Raw genomic sequence first — 21,530 nt, forward strand, 5'->3', positions numbered from 1 at the left:
GATTTCAAATTGAATCAAAGATACGGCCAAGGAAAAACTAAGAGCGAGACATCCTTGTCTCGCTCTTACTTCATTTTCTGAATTGTTCGGAACTTACACAGCGTCCCATAAGTCAAAGGCACAGCCCATTGCTTTGACAAGATCATCCGGCCTGTTGTATTTGACCTTTGCGTAAATGTCCATCGTGATTTTGCTGCTTTCATGGCCCGCCAAATATTGTACCGTTTTGGGGTCCACCGAAGAATGAATCAGATTGGTGATGTAGGTGTGCCGCAGCTGATGCGGTGTCACTTCAAAATCCAGGCTATATACCACATGGCCGTTATTCCTGGCTTTTTCTCCAAGTTTCGGGTAAAGCATATATTTTACATACTTTCCGTCCACAAGTTTTCTGGCCATTCTCGGCTTTGCAGTCCGCGTCACAATATACTGCCACAGCCGCTTAAACTGTGTATAGGATAGCGGATCACCGTCCCGATTGGCAATCACATAATCCGAAGTGGATTTTTTCTTTGCATCTTTCAGACATTCAACCAGACAGACCGGGAGAGGAATGTTTCTTTGTGCCGCTTTGGTCTTTAGCTCGGTAAGAATGACCGGCCTGTTATGTTCTGTGTGCCATGCCCGCCGTACCGTTAAGTACGGAGCCTCTGCATCCAGATACACAGAATCCCATTGCAGCGCCAGGATTTCTTCCCGGCGCAGACCGGCATATAAACCGATCATCACAAATACATAGGGCGGCAAATCCCGGATCGTGTCCAAAAGCCGCTCAACCTGTTCATCCGTCAATGCCTGTCTTTCTTCCTGGGGAACTCCTCCCTTTGCATCCAGGTATATGGTCGGGTCCTCGTCAATCACATGGCTCTCCTTGGCCGCCCGGAAAATGGACTTGCAGAGAATCACCACAGACTTATAAACCGAAGCCGACTTCTTGGAAACAGGTACGAGGGCAAGTTGGATGTCATCCAGGGATACATCAGCCATTCTCTTGTCTCCCAGCCCTCCAATAATGTGCCGCCGCACCTTAGAGGTATAATCTGTCAAGGTGGTGGCCCGAACATGGACGGACTGCATCAGCAGCCACTTCTCACAGTACTCAGCAACCGTAGGCGATCTTCGACGAAACGTAGTACTGTCAATCTGCTCTAACGCCTCCAGTTCCTTGTCATAAAGCTTTTCGGGCGTCTTTGCATAAAGCGCCACTCTGTTTCCATCCGAATCTTCGACTCTGGTTCTATAATATTCAATGCCGTTAAGCACGACCGTACCATATTGAGGAATTGCCCTTTTTCTTTTTGCCAATTCCGTCACCTCCTAAGAATAATGTCCAGCGCTGTACCTTTGTTTTATCAGACATATTAGGTTCCAGCAAGGATACGGAACAGCTCAAGCTCGGACACTTCGCAGCTTGCGGTATGTAGCGCTTTTTTCCACTGGCTTTGCACGATGGGTGCATTTTGCGATATACTCCTGAAGGCCAGCATCTGTAAAGTACACGCAACCATTTTGCACATACTGAACATAGGAAATTAGCCCACTGTTTCGAGCTGCATCCAAAGTGGCAATGCTAATCCCCAGTAATTTGGCAGCCTCTTTCCGCGAAATCAATTTTTCCATAGGTGGTCCCCCTTTCTGTCAAAGATGTGGTTGTTGCTTTCAAAATCACATGAATGCGCTGGCAACCGAAGCTGCCAGCGCATGGTATCTGACTTTGAAAAATTTACTCGCCACATTTGCCACGCACCCCTGGCGATGGGGACATTCCGGTCTCCGCTGGCGCGGCTGTCATAACTCCACAGCGTCGTTTTACTCGTGCGCCGCAGAGTTCCCCCCAAGTCTTTAGGAGGCCGTGAGGAAGTATCTTTAACCCCTATGCAGTCATCGCGCCCTGAAATGCCACTTTCGGGTATCAGGCTGACGTGGATCGCTCGGAACAGTCCTATTCATCACCTCCTGGGGCTGTCCATCTTCGCGGCGTGCCTGATTCGCTCGTACATAGGTTATGTACCGGAAATGCCGTCTATGAAATTGTCAAGCTCCACATTGGGAGAATGTTCTTCCCTCAATGGGTAGGCACTGATACGCTTCATTTGTTAAGTGTTATTCAAAAATTTTTTTATTTTTTTAAATCTTTGTGCAACAGCACTTCTGGAACAATGCCAAAGACGTGCTACATCAATTTGACGATAACCATCCACAAAAAGTAATGTCAATAGCTCCAAATCTTTCTTCGACAGCTTCTTCAATCTCAACAGTAGTTGTTCGTTTTCCACCGAAGCCAACCATCCATATCGCGTTTGATCAATCTTATCAACATCCCATTGATAAGATAACGATGCAAACTTTCGGAACAGCTGTGATTGACCACATACTTCATCATATTGTTCACAAGGTATTGGTTGCGTATGGTTTTGAAAAACCCTTTGACTGCAAAACCATGCCCAGTCATATTCTTTCATGGCAGCAATCTGTTCTTCGCTCCTCCCTGCATCACAATACTCAACTTCTAAACGCTTCCATCTACTATCAAACTTCTTTTTCTCATATCCATAATTAAATCCCATTATTAACCTCCTGTAGATTCAATTTGCAAAATTCACCATGCAAACTAAAATCAGGAGGAGATCGACAACGAGAATCTCTGGGTTGTTTTCCATCCCCAGAAACAAAAATGCCAGCTGATCTTAAGGACCAACTGGCATTTTTATTCGCGCACAAAGAAAACGCATTATTAAGATTTTATAAGTACAACAAGTATACCAAGCACAATTCGATACCAACCAAACACCTTAAAATCATGTTTTTTGATAAAGTTCATTAGGAATTTAATTACTAAGACAGATACCGCAAATGCCACAGCCATACCGAGAACAAGAGCGAGCAGTTCTGCACTTGTAAATTCAAACCCGAATTTTAACAGCTTAAAAGCACTTGCTCCAAGCATAGTAGGTACTGCGAGGAAAAAAGTAAACTCTGCTGCTGCCACTCGTGAAACTCCTATGAGTAAAGCACCTATAATCGTTGCTCCCGACCGTGATGTGCCGGGTATAAGTGATAACACTTGAAATGCCCCTATCAAGATTGCTGTTTTATAGCTGATGTCAGAAAGTGCCATAGTAGTAGGAGTACGCTTTTTATTCCAATTTTCTATGAGAATGAATAACAAACCATAAAAGATTAACATGATTGAAATCACAATGGGGGTTTGGAGGTAAGCATCCAAATAATCATCAAATAGAATCCCCATAATAGCTGACGGTACACAAGCTACCGCAACCTTGAACCACAACGAGAAAGTATCCTTTTTAACAATTGACTGTGCTTTGTTCTTAAATTGAAAGGGAAACATCTTGTTCCAAAACATTACAACCACTGCGAGTATAGCTCCAAGTTGAATAACAACAAAAAACATTTCTTTAAATGCTTCGCTCATATTAAGTGTGATAAATTCGTCCACAAGAATCATATGTCCTGTGCTGCTGATAGGTAGCCACTCAGTAATACCCTCAACAATTCCAAGAAAAATAACTTTTAAAATTTCTATAAAATCAAGTACCATTATTTCAAATCCTCCTTTTTAAAATGATGAAAGGTCATAAGAAAACCAACTGCTGATACAAGAATAATAATAGATACAGACAGCAGTGTAGGATAGCCGGTACTCTGAAGTTTACCCTGCACCAAGAAATAGGTGGCTGTCCACGGATACAACGCTCCCCATTCTTGATTTGAAAGTGCGGCACTTCCCATGACAATCACGGCAGAGCCAATCATCGGGGCGACAAATCCTTTTGTTTTCATAGCAACAAACACAAAAGGAGAAACTGTTAAAAACATCAGGATACTGCCAAACAAAAACTTGGGGAGCCATACTATTGCCACTAGTAAGCTATATCCCTCCAATGTAAAGACAGCGTCATATAGCCCACAAACGATAAATATACCTGCCCATGTTACAAGGGTTAGCATAACAATCCAAAGAAGCAGGGTGCAAAATTTTCCAATTAATAGTTTTGTCCTTGAAATGGGTATGGGCAATATGGTTTTGAGGGTGCTTTCTGTGTACTCTCTGCTAAACAAGTAAGCTGCAATTGCCACATATATCATAATGTTTACCAGCAGCATGATATACAGTACACTGTCGCTGTATATGTCAGACAAGGTAAAGATAATCTCCGGCTTATCAAAATGTGTTTGCAAGGCTTCTATTAACATCAAAAGTGGGGTAGATAATACCCCTGCCACACTAATTAGCACCATTTTTGAACGCTTTAGTTTTAATAATTCACAAGAAATAAGATTAAGCAATACCGCCACCTCCAATCAGTTTAGAAAAGTAGTCCTCTAAGTTTTCCTCACTATCATTTATCCTTGTCACGAGCAGTCCATTTCGTGCAAATTCTCGATTGATTTCTCCAACACTTTGGCTAAAGTCATAAATTCTCACCGTACCGTCCTGCACTGTAAAATCCGTCATGTGGTAGTGGTTTTCTAAAATCTTTCCGGCTATCTCACTGTCAGATAAATCAAATTGAATGTATTTTCGATTCCTTTTGTGAAGCTCGGATATATTCACTTCCTCTACTAAATGCCCCTCGTGCATAACGCCGATAATATCTGCTATCTGTTCAATCTCGCTTAAAACATGGCTTGAGATAAAAATGGTAATGCCATGATTGTGACTAAGTTCAGATAAAAATGAGCGTATTTCAACTATTCCAATGGGGTCAAGTCCGTTAATCGGTTCGTCAAGTATTAAAAGCTCCGGCTCGTGCATAATGGCGGCGGCAATACCAAGCCGTTGCTTCATTCCGAGGGAATAATCGGAAAAGACTTTTCTTTTCTCCTTATGCAGCCCCACAACTTCAAGAGCTTTTTCTACTCCACTTTTAGATACTCCCCCTCGCAGTTTAGCGAGAATTTGCAAATTCTCATACCCTGTTAAATTACTGTAAAATCCCGGTGTTTCGATAATAGAGCCTACTTTGCTATAAAGGGTATGGATATTTTCCTTATAGTTTGTGCCAAACAAGCGTACCGTTCCCTCCGTTGGGAAAGCAAGCTGCAACATCATTTTCATTGCTGTGGTTTTGCCTGCTCCGTTTCTGCCGAGCAAACCATAAATTTTGCCCTTTGGCACATGAAGATTTACCTTATCGACAACGGTGGCTGTTCCGTATCGCTTCGTAAGATTTTCTGTTTCAATGATATAATCCATATTTGATTCTCCTTTCCGTGGGTTGCTGTTCTTGTTTTCGCTGACCACAATCTTATTATCCACGAGTATTGCATAGAAGCCAAGAAATCTACCGTCACAATGCCGACACAATAGATGTCAGCACGAAAAAAGCTCCGACACTTATCGTGTCAGAGCCTATTTTAAAGGGTTTATGGCATTTTACTTTGTTTGGGTTTGCTTTATCCAGACAAATATTTTAGCAACAAATAGCAGAAACATAAGGGCGGTTACATAGGGTTGTCTTGCCGCAGCGAAGAAGCAGATAAAAAGCGTACTCAGCACGAGAGAGCATTTTGTGATTATGTTGCTCCATGATTCCTTTTCAAAACAAACACACATCAGTTTCGCTATCCCAAGTGCAATCAAAACAATAAAAACAATCCAATAGATTGCAAGATATATTGGGGTAGTGTCTGTAAATGAAAGTAGATTGACAGAATAAATATATCCGTCAACAAGCTTACCATACAACGGCAAAAGTATAAAAGTAACCGCCATCATATCTAATATTCCATAAATGAAACTGTAAATTTTTTTCAAGTTGGAACGATTTTCAGTTTCGGCAAGTGTAATCAGTTCTTCGCCCGATAGCAGTTCATCTATGGTCACAGAAAAGAATTTAGAAATACACTTGAGCGACTCAATGTTAGGGTAACCCTTGCCGCTTTCCCATTTTGAAATGGCTGTTCTTGATACATATAATTGCTCCGCAAGTTGTTCCTGCGTTAAGTTCTTTCCAGTCCTAAGCTGTTGTAGCTTTTCATTAAATTCCATGATTCTCCTCCTGTTTGTTCCTTGTTTTCATACGTCCATCAACGGGTTTTTCTGCATCTTTTGGTATCATCCATGCACGACCAAATTTTTCAGTTCCGTCAATGCGATTTTCCTCACATAATTTTTGTATCCGTCTTTCCGATATGCCCCATTTTTCAGAAGCGGCTTTCACAGAAATGTAATTCATAATATCAACTTCCTTTCGCAAAGAGTATATAATTATTATATACGGAATGACGAATAATAGCAAGTTTCTCTCCACTAATACGAAATTATACACTACTAAACATAAAATCATACTTCGTTCAAATATCATCACCCGAAATGTACAATGATATAGGATGATATTAAAATGTACCAAGATGAAAGAAAACTTGATTTTAAGCCGTTAGGTATAGCGATAAAAAAAGCTCGGGAAGCAAAAGGGTGGACACAGGAATATCTTGCCCAACTGGTAGACCTTACGCCACGCTCTATTATGTATATAGAGAACAGGGGGCAGCACCCAAGGCTTAACAAATTTTATCTCATTACTACCTTGCTTGACATCTCTGTAGACCAGTTCTTTTTTCCATGCAATGAAGATGGCGACAACAATCGCCGCAAACAAGTTGATGTACTGTTGAATGATATGGAAGAAAAGGAGCTTATCGTGATGGAAGCTACGGCTCAAGGCTTGAAAAAGGCAAGAGAAACTGCGGAATAATTAACGCTGTTTTCGTAAGCCAAGCCAACTGAAAAAAGTGCGACACCTACACAGGCTATCGCACTTTTTAGGTTATTTTTTTATTCTCCACACAAATCATAAAGCTGTTCACATCGGTTTTGAATATCTAAGATTTCTGTTTCGGTTAAACTCCTGCGGTTATGAGTAAGTTGTTGCTCTAAAAAATCACGATAGCCATCAAGTAAGGCATCCCGTAAAAGCTCGGGGGCTTTGCAATGTTCCACACCAAACCATTGCTCATCTTTTTCATCCCAAATCATAACGGTGTATCCTCGCTTAGTGTTCACCACCTCCAAAACACTATCTTTATTTAGGTAATCGTTGAATACTTCTAAAACCTTTTCAAAGGTCATCATTTTATCAGCCCTTTCATATTTTAGGTGCTTATATGTAAGTAGTTTATATACTTATTACGACTATGATAATAAAAGTAAATCATCGTGTAAAGGATACGGATATTGTTTGCGAACAAAAGTGGCAAGCGATGCCGGTGTTAATACACTCGGCCCACAGAGGGAAAAATCCTGACGTGATTTCCCCCTCTGCTTTGCTTGTTGAGGGCAGCGCCCCCAAGCCCCTTTGAACGCAGAATTTCATTCTGCGGCTACGCGTCCGATGGACGCTTATGACCATGACCGGCTTACCGCTGGCCGTGGTCTTTTTCTTGTTCTTTTTTCTGTTCCTCATCCATTTTCAGCAGCCGATCCACATTGGCCTTTGCCGTCAAAAGTTCCCGCATTTCCTCACGGGAACGCCGGTACTCGGCGTAGGTTTTCTTCTTTTCCTCCAGCAGTTTGGCATACTCAGATTGCAGGTCTTTGACCTTGGGCAGCTTCTTCACTCCCATCTCATCAAAGGCATTTTTTGCCGCCTGATGGAGCAGAATTTCTTGCTCATGTTCCTCCCGAAATTTTCGGGAATAACCGGCCTTGCGATAGGCAACATAGGTCTCGCGGGTCTTGGCATAATTAACGATATGGGTACGCAGGACGGCGATCTCTGCCATGCGTTTCTCCGTCGCCTTAATCTGCGCTGACAGCTCATTGTGATGGGCGGTAGCCGCCACCGCTTTTTCTTCCAGCTCTGTATAGTCCAGTAGGTGATGTTCGGTAAGAAAATTCACGGTCTGCGCCATCTGTTTTAAGTTAAAAACCTTGGCCCAGCGTGCATATCCAGCACCTTTCCCGGCCTGCAATTTTGCCTGAATATCCACCAGCAAATTGACCTTGGGTGGCTCCGGCTGCACGGTGGATTTCTTGCGGGGCGTGTGCTGCTTTTCTCCAGCCAGCACCGCACGGATTTCTGTTTCGCTGTACCCGGCTCCCAGCTTGTCATCCATACGGGCTACATTCTTCCAGCCGGGAGCTTTAAGGCGGATTGCTTTCCCGCGCCGAGATACCTCGCAGCCCATCTCGGAAAGCAGTTGCAGAAGTGTGTCAAAGTCTGCTGGCTTTTGCTCCAGCGCCCGGTCAATCATCACCCGTAGCTGTTCCCGATGGGAGGGCTTGGCTTGTTCGCCCAGCCACTTGTTGTAGCTTTTTCCGTGGGGCTTGGGGTTCTCCACAATGGATAGTCCGTTCTCGATACAAATGGTGTCACTTAAACGTCGAACAGCTCTGGTGCTTCCCCAAAAGTTACGGAACTTCCGGTCACAATCCATATTGACCGCCGACCAGATGATGTGATTATGAATATGCGATTTGTCGATGTGGGTGCAGACCACAAAGGAATGATTGCCTTTGGTGAACCGCCTGGCAAATTCTATGCCCAGCCGGTTGGCTTCCTCCGGTGTGATCTCTCCGGGCCTGAACGACTGGCGCACATGGTAGGCGATCACATCATCTGTACCGCGCACTCGTCCGGTGGCGGCAATATACTGCCGCTTTGCCAACAGAAACTCTGCATCAGCAGTGCGGCTGTCACATCCATAGCTGGTAATCAATTTTCCGTTGTCGGTCTTTTGGGGATTTGCCACATAGTCAATAATATCGCTGATGGCACGGCTCTCAGTCCGACCCTTGCCGATATGCAGCGGCATGATGCGTGTGGTTGCCATAAGGGAGACCTCCTTTCCAAAAAAGAAACGGCCTGCATGGTGCAGACCGCTTTTGTTATTCTATTAAATCGTCCTCATCGAGAAAATCAAAATTGTCCTCGATGTCCTCTAACCGCTTCGGAGGAAACCTCATCTCGTATTGTTCTTTTGCCAGCGCACGAACTTCCCGGCGCTTATCTTTCATTCGGTTCTTCAGCCAGGAAATCTGCTCCTTTGATAATCTCCATGGGAGATTCAGCAAGCGGTTTATTGTCATTTGCTCCGCTTGCTTCTCCGGCGGCAAAGAAGCACAGGATTTACAGACGTGCGCCGCATGACCTTTGCCGGAAAATTTTTCATTAGCCTTATATTCTCCGCAGACTTTACAATAATGGCCGTGCTTCTTCATAGGCTCGATTCCTTTTCACTGAGAGCGTATAAACTGCGCACCGCCCCCATGATGATGTTCCACTCCAGATCTGCCGCATAGGAAAATTTTTTGCGGTACGATTCCCAAAGTTTCTGCATAACCGAGCTGTTCTCCACTTCCTCAAAAACTTCGGCAGCTTCTGCAAGATGTCGTTCTGTCCCGCGTTTGTGAGCAGTGGCCCGCAGCGCATCATGGAGAATCTGAGGGTCCAATGTATTCCCATGCAGCTGTTCCAGAATATAAATGTCATAGAAATCTCTCATGCGGGTGTTGGTGGTAGTTCTGGTAATGATCGTTTCCAGCTTTTCGGCCAGAACCGTTTCCAGATTGTACGCCCAAATATCAATGGAGCGATCTTCCAGCATCAGCTTGAAAGAGTAGCGGATCTCCCTGGGGGTAATGGCATCCCCTGTGGAAATGTCAATCTTCAAAGGCGTCACCACACCGTCAAAGGTTGTAGTCATATTTACGCGAATCCCCGGATATTCCGCCTCATCCATAATCTCCGAAATACTTTTCAGCTGGAATTTGACGCCATCATCAAGCGGGACACTCACAATAGCGGAAATCAAATTCTCTATGTCCTCCACATTGACATTGGCTCCTTTTACAGTAGCGTCCAAATCCATCGTGGAACGGGCATCCAGACCAACCATAGCCGCTACCAGCATACCGCCTTTCAGAATAAATTTGTCACGATATTCAGAAAGGGAGATACGCTCCAGAAAACGCTCCATCATGTAGTTCCGCATCAAGAGCTGGGCGTCCGCAGATTTTTTTCTGGAAAGATTGCGGATCAGATCCTTCAACTGCCTTGCTGTTTTTATCATAAAAGCACCTCCAAATACTGCCGCAGAATTTTTTCTACCCGGAACATACCGGCATACCGCATCAATGTCCGCAGGTCTTTGTCTTTTCTTCTGGCATACATCTTTAATGCCCCTTGAAAAGTCTGCATCTCCATGTTGTTCCTGCTGCGGAGCAGGTCGCAGATGGTGCGCTCCAGGTCATAGACAGGAACTGTATGCCCAAATGGTGTCTGAGCCGTTGTCAGGCCCACCCCATGCAGTTCCGCCTTAATGGTGAATACCTGTACGCCCTCTGCTTTCAGCTTGGAGGGATTATATCCGGTCTTGACTGTGACCGTATATTCCAGCGGCTCGCGGTCTGTCAGATCGTGAAAAAATAAAGCTGTCTCATGGGAAAACACTGCCTGTTCGACCCGCAGATGAAGTAAGTACATGGCATCGACCCAGGCATCCTTGGAAAGATAAATTCCATGCGCGACCCGCTCCAATTCCCGTGAGTGCACATAATCATAAAAAACAGGCTTAGAAATACCAGCAGATACTACTTGAGCTGTTCGCAGCATCCCATCCTGTGTTTCCAGCAGCTGATCCAGCTGTTCAAATTGTCCCACCGTACCACTTCCTTTCACACTAATATTATAAGCAATATTAGTTCAAAAGTAAAGTGATGAAAATTCGGCATAATTTTACCGACAGCTTAACGTTCAACAGTTTTGGAAATATGAAGTGGCAGCAAAATAGACAACCTCAGCTGCCCATTTCATCACGATATGAAATAATCTGCTTCTTTTTCTGTTTGGCACACCGTAACGTTGTGGCTGCTCCGCCCCAATCATGGAGAACATAGGCCACCACTACATCGGCGGACTCTACCATCCAGCGATTTCTATGAGAAATCGAAAAACGGCGCGGTACGTTTTCCAGCGGTGGATACACGGTACTGTCATAGCCAGAAACATCCCGGCCAGTGTTCAAATATGCCAATACAAGAACCAGCTCGATTTGCGGATACTTTTTCTTTTGTTCCCGTAAAATAGACGCTGCTAAACTGTCGAACTCTCCATATCCTCCAAGATAAAAAGTTGTTGCTCCTTGCTCAATTAGGTCTTGTGTTACATTGCGAAGCCAATTCGCAATATTGTCTGCCTTTGTGATTTGCGAATGGCCACAAAAAGTTACGTTCATACGATGGCACCCCTATTACCATCATACTGCAAATAGCTCTATTAGTACAGGTACAGGGACCAATTTTAGCAAAACTGCCCATATACTAAATATAGTACAGTCACAGGGGCGGTGTATAGAATGAAGCTAAACGAGGCGGTAAGCAAACGTCTGTTAGAATTACTAGATGAAAGAAAAATGACACAATATCAACTGTATATGAAAAGCGGTGTTCCCAAGTCTACGATTGGAAATGTCATCAACTGCTCGTATGATTCGGTTAAGCTACGGATCATTCATGAGATGTGCCAAGGAATGGGGATTGGGATAGATACCTTTTTTGCATCGCCGCTTTTTCAAGAAGATAACCTAGAACCATAAAACCTCCGACGAAATTCGTCGGAGGTTTTCATATTATCCATAAACCAAATCTTGAATGATAAACTTCAAGTCCTGTACCTTGCCCAGTAGCCAGATTGCAGCCATTGGCAAACCATAGGGACTAATGAGAAATGCTATCACCAGCAGGATAATGCCGTTTTGCAAGGAGTAAGTAATCAGAACTGCCACACCCAGCAGGGCAACCACCATGCTGATAAGCCCCAGCACCAAACCGGAGACATAGACAATCCCCACACAAATCCAGACGAACAGGGTCAGCGACAGAATCACCGGAGCCATTAAAATCTTCAACGGCAGTTTCAGAATGAACCAGATCGCCCTCATTTTTCTTCCTCCTTCCATCGTTCCCGAAAGCTCTGACAGAGAATTTCTGCCTGTCTTTCATCTTCTTCCGTCACTTCTCGGCATCCTTTGGTTAGCCGCAGTTCCTCATAGCTGCGATAATCAGATAACAGCACCTCGAATAGTTCGTCCGGTGTCCGGCTGAGAAGTCCATCCACACAGTAGCGGGAATCTCCATTCCATGTGACGCGGAGATAACCTTCTCGACAAGGGAGGACTTCTTCCTCTAGATCACAGTCCAAATACTCACGAAAAATCTCCAACACCTTCTCAAAGGTTTTCATCTATTCTCAACTCCTTTGCGGCAATCTGTTTTCTACCCATATTATCCTTCCAACATTTCAAAAAGACAAGGATATGGGCAAAAGAAAAAACGGAGGAAGGCGCGGCGAAAAGAACGCCGTTCCTCCCTCCGCAGTTGGGGCATATATCCCTGTTACGAAAGCCTGGAAAGCTGGGTTAGGATTTCTTTCACGCCCTCCCATAACTGCTCCTGCCGTTGGGCTATATCCTCCAGGTCAGCATCATAAATCCGCCCCGTTTCATGTACCCGTCGGGTGAGCTGGTTCAGGTTATTGCTGCTTCGGCGCAACAGGGATACCAGTTCCTTCAGCTCCGGCAAGTCCAGCTGTACCACATAGCCGTCCACAGCCATCTTCCGCAGATAGGCGCTCAGGTTTTTTGTTCCGAACTGTGCCATTTTCTGCTGGATCGCTTCCATCTCCGCATCGGAAACCCAAAACAGGACCGGCACATCCCGTTTACGCTTTTTGGCGCTCATCGTTCCGGCTCCTGTTTCTTCGATAAAGCAGGCTTGTGGGTGGTAGGCTCCTGTTTGAGCTTTTGCAAGACAGAGCCTTTCTCCGGTTCCTGAAGCGTTTTTCGTGCCTGCCGTGTAAACAGATCGGTCAGACCAAGATTGACCTCATCCACAACCAGATAAGCACAGTGGCGCGAAGTGCCGCTGTCCTCCGGCATGGGAATGGTCTTTGCCCAGGCTTTGTTGTCACGGGAAACGCGACCGTCGCTGTCCTTATGCTGGATGGTGTTGGCAAGGATGAACTGTACTCGTTCCGACCCGAACTTTTCCAGCACCGCCTTAACCGCAGACTCCGTATCCAGTCGGTTATCCGCATAGTGGGCGCTGATGGCGTGTTCAATGGCCTCTTTACAGTCAAAGTTTGCCTGATAAGAGCGGTTATATTGTGCCATCTCCCCATGCTGGGACGCATAGGCGGCAGAATGGAGATAGAGAGGGATGGACCGCTGTTCTTCCAAAACCTTACACACATCATCCGCTCGGTTTTCAATGCTGTCCCGGATCACATCCATGTAGCCGGTCTCCAGCTTCTCAAAGTGACGGTACACATCGGCCAGCGGTGTAGGCGAATCCAAAAGCGCCTGGGCCTGGGCATCGGTCAGCTCCAAGTCCTCCATCGCCATCACAATGTCCTCCCGGACGGTGTACTCATAGGTATGGTGCAGGATTTCCTCCGGGGGCTGGCTTTTCAGCCAGTCCCGGTATTTGTCCTGTTCAGCGGCCATCTTCTCATAAAGGGCCGTATTCAGATCGTTGGTATTCATGTTATCGCACCTCCTCATGTTGTTTCGGTTTCTTTTCAGGGCTACGGGGTGGCACCGGGCGCTTCAAGCTGTCCAGCACCGAAGGCCGTGCGCTCTTGGCAACCACAGTTTCCGGCTGGGCATGGCCCTTGCCGTCAATGTTCAGCAGCGTGTCCAGTTCCACCAGACGGGCGGACTTGACTCGCAGATCATCCTCAAAGGGAAACGGCTTTCCGATTTCCTCTTTGGCTGCGGCCTGCTGTTGGTAAAGGTTGTCCAGCTGGTTTTTCACGGCTTCCAAACGCTGAGGCATTTGAGCCAGTGCATTGTCGATACGGGTGAGGTTTCCGCGCGGGTCTGTGCCGAGGCTTGCCCGGTGGGTCATCTGGCCTTTCAACAGGAGCGTATATTCCTGTTTCCAAGCGGAAAACTCCACGGACATAGTAAAGCCCCGATAGCTGCCGATCTGCACCGGTTCGGAGCCTTTGACCTCCTTACAGGCGTCTAGCAAGGCTGCACCGGCGTTTTCTTTGTCAGTCAGCACATCGCCCCGGATCTCCATTCCAGCAAAGCCATCCTCCGGGTGAGGATGGGCGGCCAGGGTCTCCAGATCCGCTTCAAAGCCTTTAATAAACCCCTTGTTAGTTTCGATTTCCTGGGGGAAGTATTTGAGCAACTGATCCTCCAGGCGGTACTGCTTGCTCTGATGGTCAGCTTTCATCAGCTTCAGACGCGCAACCTCCACATCCAAATCCATGCGCTCCTTGATACGGGGGTCTCCGGCGCACAGGGCCTTGATCTCGGCAAAGGACAGCGCCGTTTCGTCCACATCATCGCAGGAGCGGACCGGGCTTTTGCTGGTCATGATTTGCGAAATGAATTTCTGTTTGTTCTCCACCGTCTGCCACAGGTAGGCATCGAAAGTTCCCTCGGTAACATAGCGGTACACATGGACCAGCGGATTCTGGTTGCCCTGGCGCTCGATACGGCCCTTGCGCTGGGCAAGGTCTCCCGGACGCCACGGACAATCCAGGTCATGGAGCGCCACAAGCCGGTCCTGCACATTGGTGCCAGCGCCCATTTTGGAGGTGCTGCCCAGCAGGACGCGCACCTGCCCAGTGCGAACCTTGGAAAACAGTTCTTTCTTCTGCACCTCGGTCTTGGCTTCGTGGATAAAAGCAATCTGCTCGGCGGGCATTCCCTGGGCGATGAGCTTCTGGCGGATGTCCTCATAGATGGTAAAGGCAGGCTCAGGCTCATCCAACGGCACAGCCTGTTCCAGCGCATGAAGTGTGGGATTATCCAGCTGTTTGGCTGCCTTTTTGGAGGGGGCTGCCTGGGGCGTGGAAATGTCGCAGAATACCAGCTGGGTCAGCTTGTCAGCCTCGCCGTCCCGCCAGATCTGCATGATATTACCCACACACTGATTGACCTTGGTGCCGGGTTCATCCGGCAGCAGCTGGTTGATGATACGCTGGTCCAGACCCAGCTTGCGGCCATCGCCGGTAATCTTGAGCATATTGTCCTCTGAGGGGTCAACGCTGCCGCTGTGTACCCTGGAGGCGCGCTCGGAGAGAACCTGCACCATCTCTTTTTGGTGTTCAGTAGGCTGGGCCACGATGTTGTGGTATTCCACCTCCGGGGTGGGCAAGTTCAGCTGATCGGCGGTTTTGATGTCGGCAACTTCACGGAACAAGTTCATCAGCTCCGGGAGGTTGAAAAACTTGCTGAATCTCGTTCTTGCCCGGTAGCCGGTGCCTTCCGGTGCCAGCTCCAGCGCCGTGACGGTTTCTCCGAAGCGGCTGGCCCAGCAGTCGAAGTGGGTCATGTTCAGCTCTTGCAGGCGGTCATACTGGAGATACCGCTGCATGGTGTAAAGTTCGGTCATGCTGTTCGATACGGGGGTGCCAGTGGCGAAAATCACACCACGGTTTCCGGTCAGTTCATCCATATAGCGACACTTTGCAAACATATCGCTGGACTTTTGGGCATCGCTTGTGGAGAGACCTGCCACATTCCGCATCTTGGTGTATAAAAACAGGTTTTTATAGTTATGCGCCTCATCGACGAACAGGCGGTCCACACCCAACTGCTCGAATGTTACCACATCGTCCTTGCGGCTCTCGGCCTGCAATTTCTCCAGCCGGGCTTCCAGGGACTTCTTGGTGCGTTCCAACTGCTTGACCGTGAAACGCTCACCGCCGCTGTACTTCACCTCGGCAATGCCCTCGGTGATCTCGTCGATCTGCTCCTGAAGGAGCCGTTCCTGACGCTCTCGGCTGATGGGGATTTTCTCAAACTGGCTGTGTCCCATGATGATGGCGTCATAATCGCCGGTGGCAATGCGGGCGCAGAACTTCTTGCGGTTGTGGGTCTCAAAGTCCTTTTTGGTGGTGACAAGAATGTTGGCGGAAGGATAGAGCCGCAGAAACTCCGACGCCCATTGTTCGGTCAGATGGTTCGGCACCACAAAGAGGGATTTCTGACACAAGCCCAGGCGCTTACTCTCCATGGCGGCAGCCACCATTTCAAAGGTTTTGCCAGCGCCTACCTCGTGTGCCAGCAGCGTATTGCCGCCGTACAGCACATGAGCGATAGCGTTTTTCTGGTGTTCCCGCAAGGTGATGGCCGGGTTCATACCACCGAAAGTAATGTGTCCGCCGTCGTATTCACGGGGACGGGTGGAGTTCATTTCCTCATTGTACTGGCGGACCAGAGCTTGGCGGCGGTCCGGGTCTTTCCAAATCCAGTCTTTGAAAGCGTCCCGGATCGCTTGCTGCTTTTGGGCGGCCAGGGTGGTCTCTTTGGCATTCAACACCCGGCGCTCTTTGCCGTCTGCATCCTCTATGGTGTCGTAGATACGGACATCCCGCAGGTTCAGGCTGTCCTCCAGAATCTTGTAGGCATTGGCACGGCTGGTTCCGTAGGTGGTATAGGCTGCCACATTGTTCTGGCTTACAGAGCTTTTGCCGGTGATCTGCCACTCAGCGGTGAAAGAAGAATAGTTGACCTCGATATTGCGCTGGAGATAAAACGGCGTGTCGAAGGTCTCATACATAAACTGCTGGATGTACTCTTTGTCGATCCAGGTAGCGCCCAGGCGCACCTCAATCTCCGACGCATCCAGGTCTTTGGGCTGGGCAGCGGTAAGGGCCTCCACATTGACTGCAAAGGAAGGGTCCTGCTGTGCGGCCCGCTGTGCCTGACGCAGCTTGCGCCGCACATTGCCGGACAGGTATTCGTCGGCTGTTACATAATGGGGAGTGCCGTCTTTCTCCAACTGCCCAGGTACACGGAAGATCACGCCTTTTAGCTCGGCGGCCAGTTCGTCGCCGGTCTTGCCGGTCAACTCCGCCATATACGCCATATCGACAAAGGCTTTTTCGGAAATTGATACGGCCAGAGCTTCACTTGCGGTATCCACAGTGTCCACCGCCTTGTGGGGCTTGATGGTGCGCTTGGTGAACATATCCGCCTTGCGCTCCAGCTTGCCGTCCTCGTCAATGACTTCCAGCGCGCAGAGCAGATAGTAGCTGGAATCATCAGCAAAGGCCAGCCGGTTCGCCCGGTCATTGATAAGACCATATTTTGCAGAGAAGCTGTCATAGAGCCGGTTCAGTTCGGCCTGTTTGTCCTGGATGGCGCTGTCCGGTGTGGCGGCGTCCATTTGCAGATCAATGAGCTGCTGGACACATTCTCGCAGACCCACCAGTCCTTTCACACGGGCTTCGGCGGTGGCATTCAGGTCAGGCCGTACCATACAGCTGTTTTCACGGTAATACACATCGCCGTCCACAACGGTGTAGGAGTAATTTTTCACATTGGGGTCAGCAGGGATAGAAGTGTCGATGGCTTCGCCCTCGCCCAGCTCCGGCAGCTCGGCCTCCTGGTAGGTGCCGCGAATGTACTTCACGGCATCATGCAGCTGATCGGCAAGCTCCAGCCCCTCGATGGGGTTCACGGTGTAGTCCATGCCGTGGGCGGTGCTTTCCGGTTCCTGTCGGCCCAGCACCATTTCCGGGTGGTCCAGGAAATAGCGGTTGATGGCAAAGCCGTCCTCGGTCTGCCCGGTCTGCGTCCACTCCGGCACGATGTCCAACGGACGGTCACGCTTTTGCAGGAAGATGATGTCCGAAACGACCTCGGCACCTGCGTTCTTTTTGAAAGCGTCATTGGGCAGACGGATGGCCCCCAGCAGTTCGGCGCGCTGAGCAAGATACCGGCGCACGGTGGAATCCTTGGCGTCCATCGTGTAGCGGCTGGTGACAAAGGCCACCACGCCACCGGGACGAACCTGATCCAGAGCCTTGGCGAAAAAGTAGTTGTGAATGCTGAAATTCAGCTTGTCATAGGCTTTATCCCGAACCTGATACTGGCCAAACGGTACATTACCCACCGCCAGATCGTAGAAATCCCGCCTGTCGGTGGTCTCAAACCCTGCCACGGTGATGTCGGCCTTGGGGTAGAGCTGCTGGGCAATACGCCCGCTGATGGAATCCAGCTCCACGCCGTAAAGACGGCTGTTTCGCATTTCCTCCGGCAGCATACCGAAGAAATTGCCTACACCACAGGACGGCTCCAGGATGTTGCCGGTCTCAAATCCCATGCGGCCCACAGCCTCGTAAATCGCTTTGATGACCGTAGGGCTGGTGTAGTGCGCGTTGAGGGTGGAACCTCTGGCAGCAGCGTATTCCTCCGGGGTCAGCAGTTCCTTCAGCTGGGCATATTCCTTGCTCCAGCTTTCCTTGTCGGGGTCAAAGGCATCGGCAAGGCCGCCCCAGCCCACATACCGAGAAAGGATTTTCTGCTGTTCCGGCGTTGCCTGCTCGGTGGTTTCCTCCAGGTATTTCAGCAGCTTGATTGCCTCGACATTGGCCTGGAACTTAGCCTTGGGGCCGCCTTCGCCCAGGTGATCGTCAGTGATACGGAAATTCTCGGCGGTGCGACGCAGATTGGCCTTGTATTCCTCATAAGAGGCTTCCTCGGCAGCTTTGACATTGGGGAAGGTCTGCCACTCGCCGTTTACCTGAATGGAAACGGGGTGTTCGTCCAGTACCTCATCCAGAGTCTTTTCCGGCTCGACAGCAGGCGTGGGCGGCTCCGGCTCATTGGTTCGCAGGGTCTGAACAACCACATCATAGGGCAGATTGTTCTTATCGCCCGGATAGACAGCCACAGTCTCGGCTTGGAAGGCCGGGGTTTCGGCAGCCGGTTCGGGGCGTTCCTGCTCAAAACCGTCCAACTGACGGGCATACATCCCGCGCAGCAAAGGCGCAACCTCGCTCCACTGGAAGAACAGCATGGCCAGACGCTTTTCATCTGCATCCAGCACTTCCAGCTCGATACCTTCCGGCATCGTGCGGTAATCGGCGGTCTCGCCGGTCTCCAGCTCCATCGTTTCCACGATGTTGGGATAGGCCCGGCTCAGCCACAAGGCTACCTCCTGGTTACTCTTGCCGTTGCGAAGAAGCTCGGAAAGCTCCGCCTTGTCCGCCTCACCAATCAGGCCATGGGCCAGCACATCCCGAAGGTCCTGGTCCACCGTATCCAGATTTGCAGGCAGGAATTCGGTATAGAAGTCGTTGCGGTTATCCTCCCGCAAAAGCTGCTCAAACCGTTCCCGGCTCTCAGCCCGGTAGATGGGATAGCTCATGCCGGTGGGCAGCAGCTGCACCGTGTCATCCCGCAGCTCTGTGATCTGATGGGGCCGGTCATCCAGATAGACAATATCACCCACATTGTAAGGAGGAACCGCTGGATCGTAGGAGGTTCGCTCCCGGAGTGTGCCACGAGCCGCAGCGTATTCCTCATCTGAAACCAGAACACGCAAATTATGGGGAGAAGGCTGTTCCGGCTCATCTGCCGGGACGCTCTCTCTGGATATGGCCTCCACATCCGCCATAACACGCTGGATGAATGGGTCATTATCCAGTTTTTCCTCATCCACCAGTTCACCATTCACAATGCCGCGCTCGGCCAAAGCCTCCCGAATGGCGATGGGGTCGATGTTGTCGAACCGGTCCTGTTCCGCTTCGGTGTAGAACCGGTCCTCCTTGATAAGCTGAGCGATCCGGCGCTGTACCTTGGGCCAGGGCAGCACCGTTCCTTCGGGGCTTTCCGGGCGAACCGAAAACGGGGTTTTGCCATCGCCGCCGTCAAACTCATGGGCCAGCCATGCAGCGGTATCTTTTTCCCGCCCATGTTTCTCCATGTAACGGACAACGGCGTGTTTACTTTCGATTTTGCCGTTCCAGTCCTGGATAGCCTTGTCGATGTCATTGTCCGTGAGAGGGTGCAGCAGCTCATGGAGCTTGGGATAGGTCTCGTCGATGATTTCTCGATGAAGGCGCTGGCGGAACTCCGGTGTGTCGGAATAGAGGCGGAGCAGCTCCATGTTGCCAGATCCCAGGACAGCACGGCGAATAGCGGCATTGCCCTCGATCACGGCGTTCTCATGGTCACTGTGACCGCAGGCATTGCGATATGGCACATCTTCCATAACAGCGGCAAGTACAATGGGCTTGTATTGCTCATGCAGTTCTCGAATCGTAGGGGCTGCGGCTGCTTCGGTCTCCTGAAATACTCTGGTCCCGTCTGCGCCAAACTCCGCTTCCTGGGCATTGATGTGCTGTTCCGCCTCATGGTCGATAGAGGGCATGGAATACTCCTGCCGCTCCCTGCCGCCCTTCGGGACAGCGGAAATGGTCACATCATGCTTATCCCGCAGCTGTTCCACAACCTGCTCCAGCCGGTTTGCCGGAAAGCCGCACATTTCCACACGGCCACCGCCGGGGATAGCGCGGGTCGTGAGATTGAGGTCCAGTTCCGCAGCAGCAGTTTTGGCGTCCTCACCGTACAGCTCAAAAAAATCCCCCATTTGGTAGAGGATTATATCATCCGGGTGGCGCTCCTTGACGCCGTTGTATTCCCACACAGCCGGGTCCGGCTGCTGGGCTTGCAGGGCATCTTCTTCCGCCAGGGCCTTTTCTGCCTGGATTTTGTCATACTCCGCCTGTTCCTGTTCTGTGAGATAGCGTCCCTTCTGGATCAGGTCGGTAATCCGTTTGGCGACTTTCTCCCAGGTGAAATGCACATCCGGGCAGCCGTCTTTTTTGTAGTGCAGACCTTTTCCGTCGTGGCTTTCATCGCTTTTCATTGCACCGGACAGGGCATGGGAGTGACCGCCAATACCATACTTATGTTTGAGAAAATCCACCTTTTCCTTATCCGTATGGGGTTCCTGGAAAAAGGTGAAAACTCGGCCCTTACCGCCCTCAAATCCGCTGCCTCTGGTCATGGCGGCGTCGATCTCGTCCTCAGAGATAAACTGCTTGACCGAAGGTACTTCCGTCAACTGAGAGGTAAAGGTGGTGCGAGGCAAGGACAGATCTTGCAGGTTCTCCCAAATTTCTTTGGGTTTATGGTAGTGGAAGCGCAGCAAATCCCGATCCTGCTGGTAGGCCGTCCAGAAGGCAGCATATTCTTCCGCAAGGTTCTGGCGAAACTCCGGGCTTTTCAGCTGTTCGGTGAGCCATGCAGATTCCTCCGGGAAACCGCGCCCCGGATTGTTGGAAAGGATGGGCAGATACCCAGCTTCTCTGGCTTCCTCGCTGAAATCGTGGTACAGATTCCAGAACTTTTCCGCGAGGAGGGAGCGTTCATAGCCCGCAGCCTCAGCCAGCTCCACATTGGTGGCAAACTGGCCGTCCTGCAAAAGCTGGCCGATACGCTCAGCGGCACTCTCCCAGGAAATGACCTGGGCGGACTTATCGTAACGGGCAGTTTTGCCGTGGGAAAGATGGATTCCATCCTCGGCATACCATGCAGTGATGCTGCCAATCCCGTTGCCGCCATGGTACAGGGTTTTCAGGGTGTCTGCGATCTCGGTGGTGGACTTCTGCTCCTCAAAGGCCGCGACAATGCGCTCTCTCTGGCGATAGGTGTTGCCGCCCAGCCGCAGCACATGGTCGATGTCAGCCTGGGCAAAAGAAAAAGCAGAGGATGTTTTCACATTCTCTGCTTCATCTATGATTCTGATTTGT

At 49.3% G+C, this 21,530-nt stretch carries 21 protein-coding genes; 2 read left to right on the forward strand and 19 right to left on the reverse strand.

The genetic code is table 11. The annotated features are described in order from the left end of the window. Positions 1-93: 93 nt before the first annotated feature. The 8 genes from INF30_RS08045 to INF30_RS14740 form a co-directional block, all read right to left on the reverse strand. On the reverse strand, positions 94-1,305 hold the full coding sequence (locus INF30_RS08045) for a tyrosine-type recombinase/integrase (protein ID WP_002576319.1): 1,212 nt from the start codon (positions 1,303-1,305) through the stop codon (positions 94-96). A gap of 84 nt (positions 1,306-1,389) precedes the next feature. Beyond that, on the reverse strand, positions 1,390-1,620 hold the full coding sequence (locus tag INF30_RS08050) for a hypothetical protein (RefSeq protein ID WP_002576320.1): 231 nt from the start codon (positions 1,618-1,620) through the stop codon (positions 1,390-1,392). Between the two features lie 476 nt (positions 1,621-2,096). After that, the gene (locus INF30_RS08055; protein WP_226394854.1) at positions 2,097-2,567 is read right to left on the reverse strand and encodes an RNA polymerase subunit sigma-70; all 471 of its coding nucleotides are present in this window, start codon (positions 2,565-2,567) and stop codon (positions 2,097-2,099) included. Between the two features lie 167 nt (positions 2,568-2,734). Then, positions 2,735-3,562 (reverse strand): bacitracin resistance undecaprenyl-diphosphatase BcrD, encoded by an 828-nt coding sequence (gene bcrD / locus INF30_RS08060; protein ID WP_002576322.1) that lies wholly within the window; start codon positions 3,560-3,562, stop codon positions 2,735-2,737. Further along, a complete protein-coding gene (locus INF30_RS08065) occupies positions 3,562-4,311 on the reverse strand; it encodes an ABC transporter permease (protein ID WP_002576323.1) in 750 nt (249 codons plus the stop codon). The genes bcrD and INF30_RS08065 overlap by 1 nt, the downstream gene beginning before the upstream one ends. Beyond that, positions 4,304-5,221, reverse strand: coding sequence for a bacitracin ABC transporter ATP-binding protein BcrA (gene bcrA, locus INF30_RS08070; protein WP_002576324.1), 918 nt, complete (start codon positions 5,219-5,221; stop codon positions 4,304-4,306). Before bcrA ends, INF30_RS08065 begins: the two co-directional genes overlap by 8 nt. A 180-nt stretch (positions 5,222-5,401) precedes the next feature. Next, the gene (gene bcrR, locus INF30_RS08075; protein WP_226394855.1) at positions 5,402-6,016 is read right to left on the reverse strand and encodes a bacitracin resistance transcriptional activator BcrR; all 615 of its coding nucleotides are present in this window, start codon (positions 6,014-6,016) and stop codon (positions 5,402-5,404) included. Further along, positions 6,006-6,203 (reverse strand): helix-turn-helix domain-containing protein, encoded by a 198-nt coding sequence (locus tag INF30_RS14740; protein WP_009246557.1) that lies wholly within the window; start codon positions 6,201-6,203, stop codon positions 6,006-6,008. The genes bcrR and INF30_RS14740 overlap by 11 nt, the downstream gene beginning before the upstream one ends. A gap of 165 nt (positions 6,204-6,368) precedes the next feature. Here INF30_RS14740 and INF30_RS08085 point away from each other — a divergent pair, with 165 nt between their 5' ends. Beyond that, positions 6,369-6,722, forward strand: a complete 354-nt coding sequence (locus INF30_RS08085) for a helix-turn-helix domain-containing protein (RefSeq protein WP_002576326.1) — start codon at positions 6,369-6,371, stop codon at positions 6,720-6,722. An 80-nt stretch (positions 6,723-6,802) separates the two neighbouring features. Here the strand turns inward: INF30_RS08085 and INF30_RS08090 are convergent, their stop codons facing one another. The 6 genes from INF30_RS08090 to INF30_RS08115 form a co-directional block, all read right to left on the reverse strand. Next, positions 6,803-7,099, reverse strand: coding sequence for a hypothetical protein (locus INF30_RS08090; RefSeq protein WP_002576327.1), 297 nt, complete (start codon positions 7,097-7,099; stop codon positions 6,803-6,805). 284 nt (positions 7,100-7,383) lie between these two features. Continuing rightward, positions 7,384-8,799: a relaxase/mobilization nuclease domain-containing protein gene (locus INF30_RS08095; protein ID WP_002578499.1), complete on the reverse strand. Its 1,416-nt coding sequence runs from the start codon at positions 8,797-8,799 to the stop codon at positions 7,384-7,386. A 55-nt stretch (positions 8,800-8,854) separates the two neighbouring features. Next, the gene (locus INF30_RS08100; protein ID WP_002578498.1) at positions 8,855-9,187 is read right to left on the reverse strand and encodes a hypothetical protein; all 333 of its coding nucleotides are present in this window, start codon (positions 9,185-9,187) and stop codon (positions 8,855-8,857) included. Further along, positions 9,184-10,038: a nucleotidyl transferase AbiEii/AbiGii toxin family protein gene (locus INF30_RS08105; protein ID WP_002578497.1), complete on the reverse strand. Its 855-nt coding sequence runs from the start codon at positions 10,036-10,038 to the stop codon at positions 9,184-9,186. Before INF30_RS08105 ends, INF30_RS08100 begins: the two co-directional genes overlap by 4 nt. Then, on the reverse strand, positions 10,035-10,628 hold the full coding sequence (locus INF30_RS08110) for a type IV toxin-antitoxin system AbiEi family antitoxin domain-containing protein (protein ID WP_002578496.1): 594 nt from the start codon (positions 10,626-10,628) through the stop codon (positions 10,035-10,037). The genes INF30_RS08105 and INF30_RS08110 overlap by 4 nt, the downstream gene beginning before the upstream one ends. Positions 10,629-10,764: 136 nt before the next feature. After that, positions 10,765-11,202 (reverse strand): hypothetical protein, encoded by a 438-nt coding sequence (locus tag INF30_RS08115; RefSeq protein ID WP_002578495.1) that lies wholly within the window; start codon positions 11,200-11,202, stop codon positions 10,765-10,767. A 120-nt stretch (positions 11,203-11,322) separates the two neighbouring features. On the opposite strand from INF30_RS08115, the gene INF30_RS08120 reads away from it, so the two are divergent. Next, on the forward strand, positions 11,323-11,562 hold the full coding sequence (locus tag INF30_RS08120; protein ID WP_002578494.1) for a helix-turn-helix domain-containing protein: 240 nt from the start codon (positions 11,323-11,325) through the stop codon (positions 11,560-11,562). A 33-nt stretch (positions 11,563-11,595) separates the two neighbouring features. On the opposite strand, the gene INF30_RS08125 is transcribed toward INF30_RS08120, so the two are convergent. From INF30_RS08125 to INF30_RS08145, 5 genes are all read right to left on the reverse strand, one after another. Further along, a complete protein-coding gene (locus tag INF30_RS08125; protein ID WP_002578493.1) occupies positions 11,596-11,907 on the reverse strand; it encodes a CD1845 family protein in 312 nt (103 codons plus the stop codon). Further along, positions 11,904-12,209, reverse strand: a complete 306-nt coding sequence (locus INF30_RS08130; protein WP_002578492.1) for a hypothetical protein — start codon at positions 12,207-12,209, stop codon at positions 11,904-11,906. The genes INF30_RS08125 and INF30_RS08130 overlap by 4 nt, the downstream gene beginning before the upstream one ends. Before the next feature lie 152 nt (positions 12,210-12,361). Beyond that, positions 12,362-12,706 (reverse strand): plasmid mobilization protein, encoded by a 345-nt coding sequence (locus INF30_RS08135; protein WP_002578491.1) that lies wholly within the window; start codon positions 12,704-12,706, stop codon positions 12,362-12,364. Then, the gene (locus tag INF30_RS08140) at positions 12,703-13,509 is read right to left on the reverse strand and encodes a DUF3848 domain-containing protein (RefSeq protein WP_002578490.1); all 807 of its coding nucleotides are present in this window, start codon (positions 13,507-13,509) and stop codon (positions 12,703-12,705) included. The genes INF30_RS08135 and INF30_RS08140 overlap by 4 nt, the downstream gene beginning before the upstream one ends. Position 13,510: 1 nt before the next feature. Further along, positions 13,511-21,499, reverse strand: coding sequence for a MutS N-terminal domain-containing protein (locus INF30_RS08145; RefSeq protein WP_226394856.1), 7,989 nt, complete (start codon positions 21,497-21,499; stop codon positions 13,511-13,513). Between the last annotated feature and the right edge of the window lie 31 nt (positions 21,500-21,530).

The sequence above is a fragment of the Claveliimonas monacensis genome (assembly GCF_014982975.1).
In the GTDB taxonomy this organism is placed as follows: domain Bacteria; phylum Bacillota; class Clostridia; order Lachnospirales; family Lachnospiraceae; genus Claveliimonas; species Claveliimonas monacensis.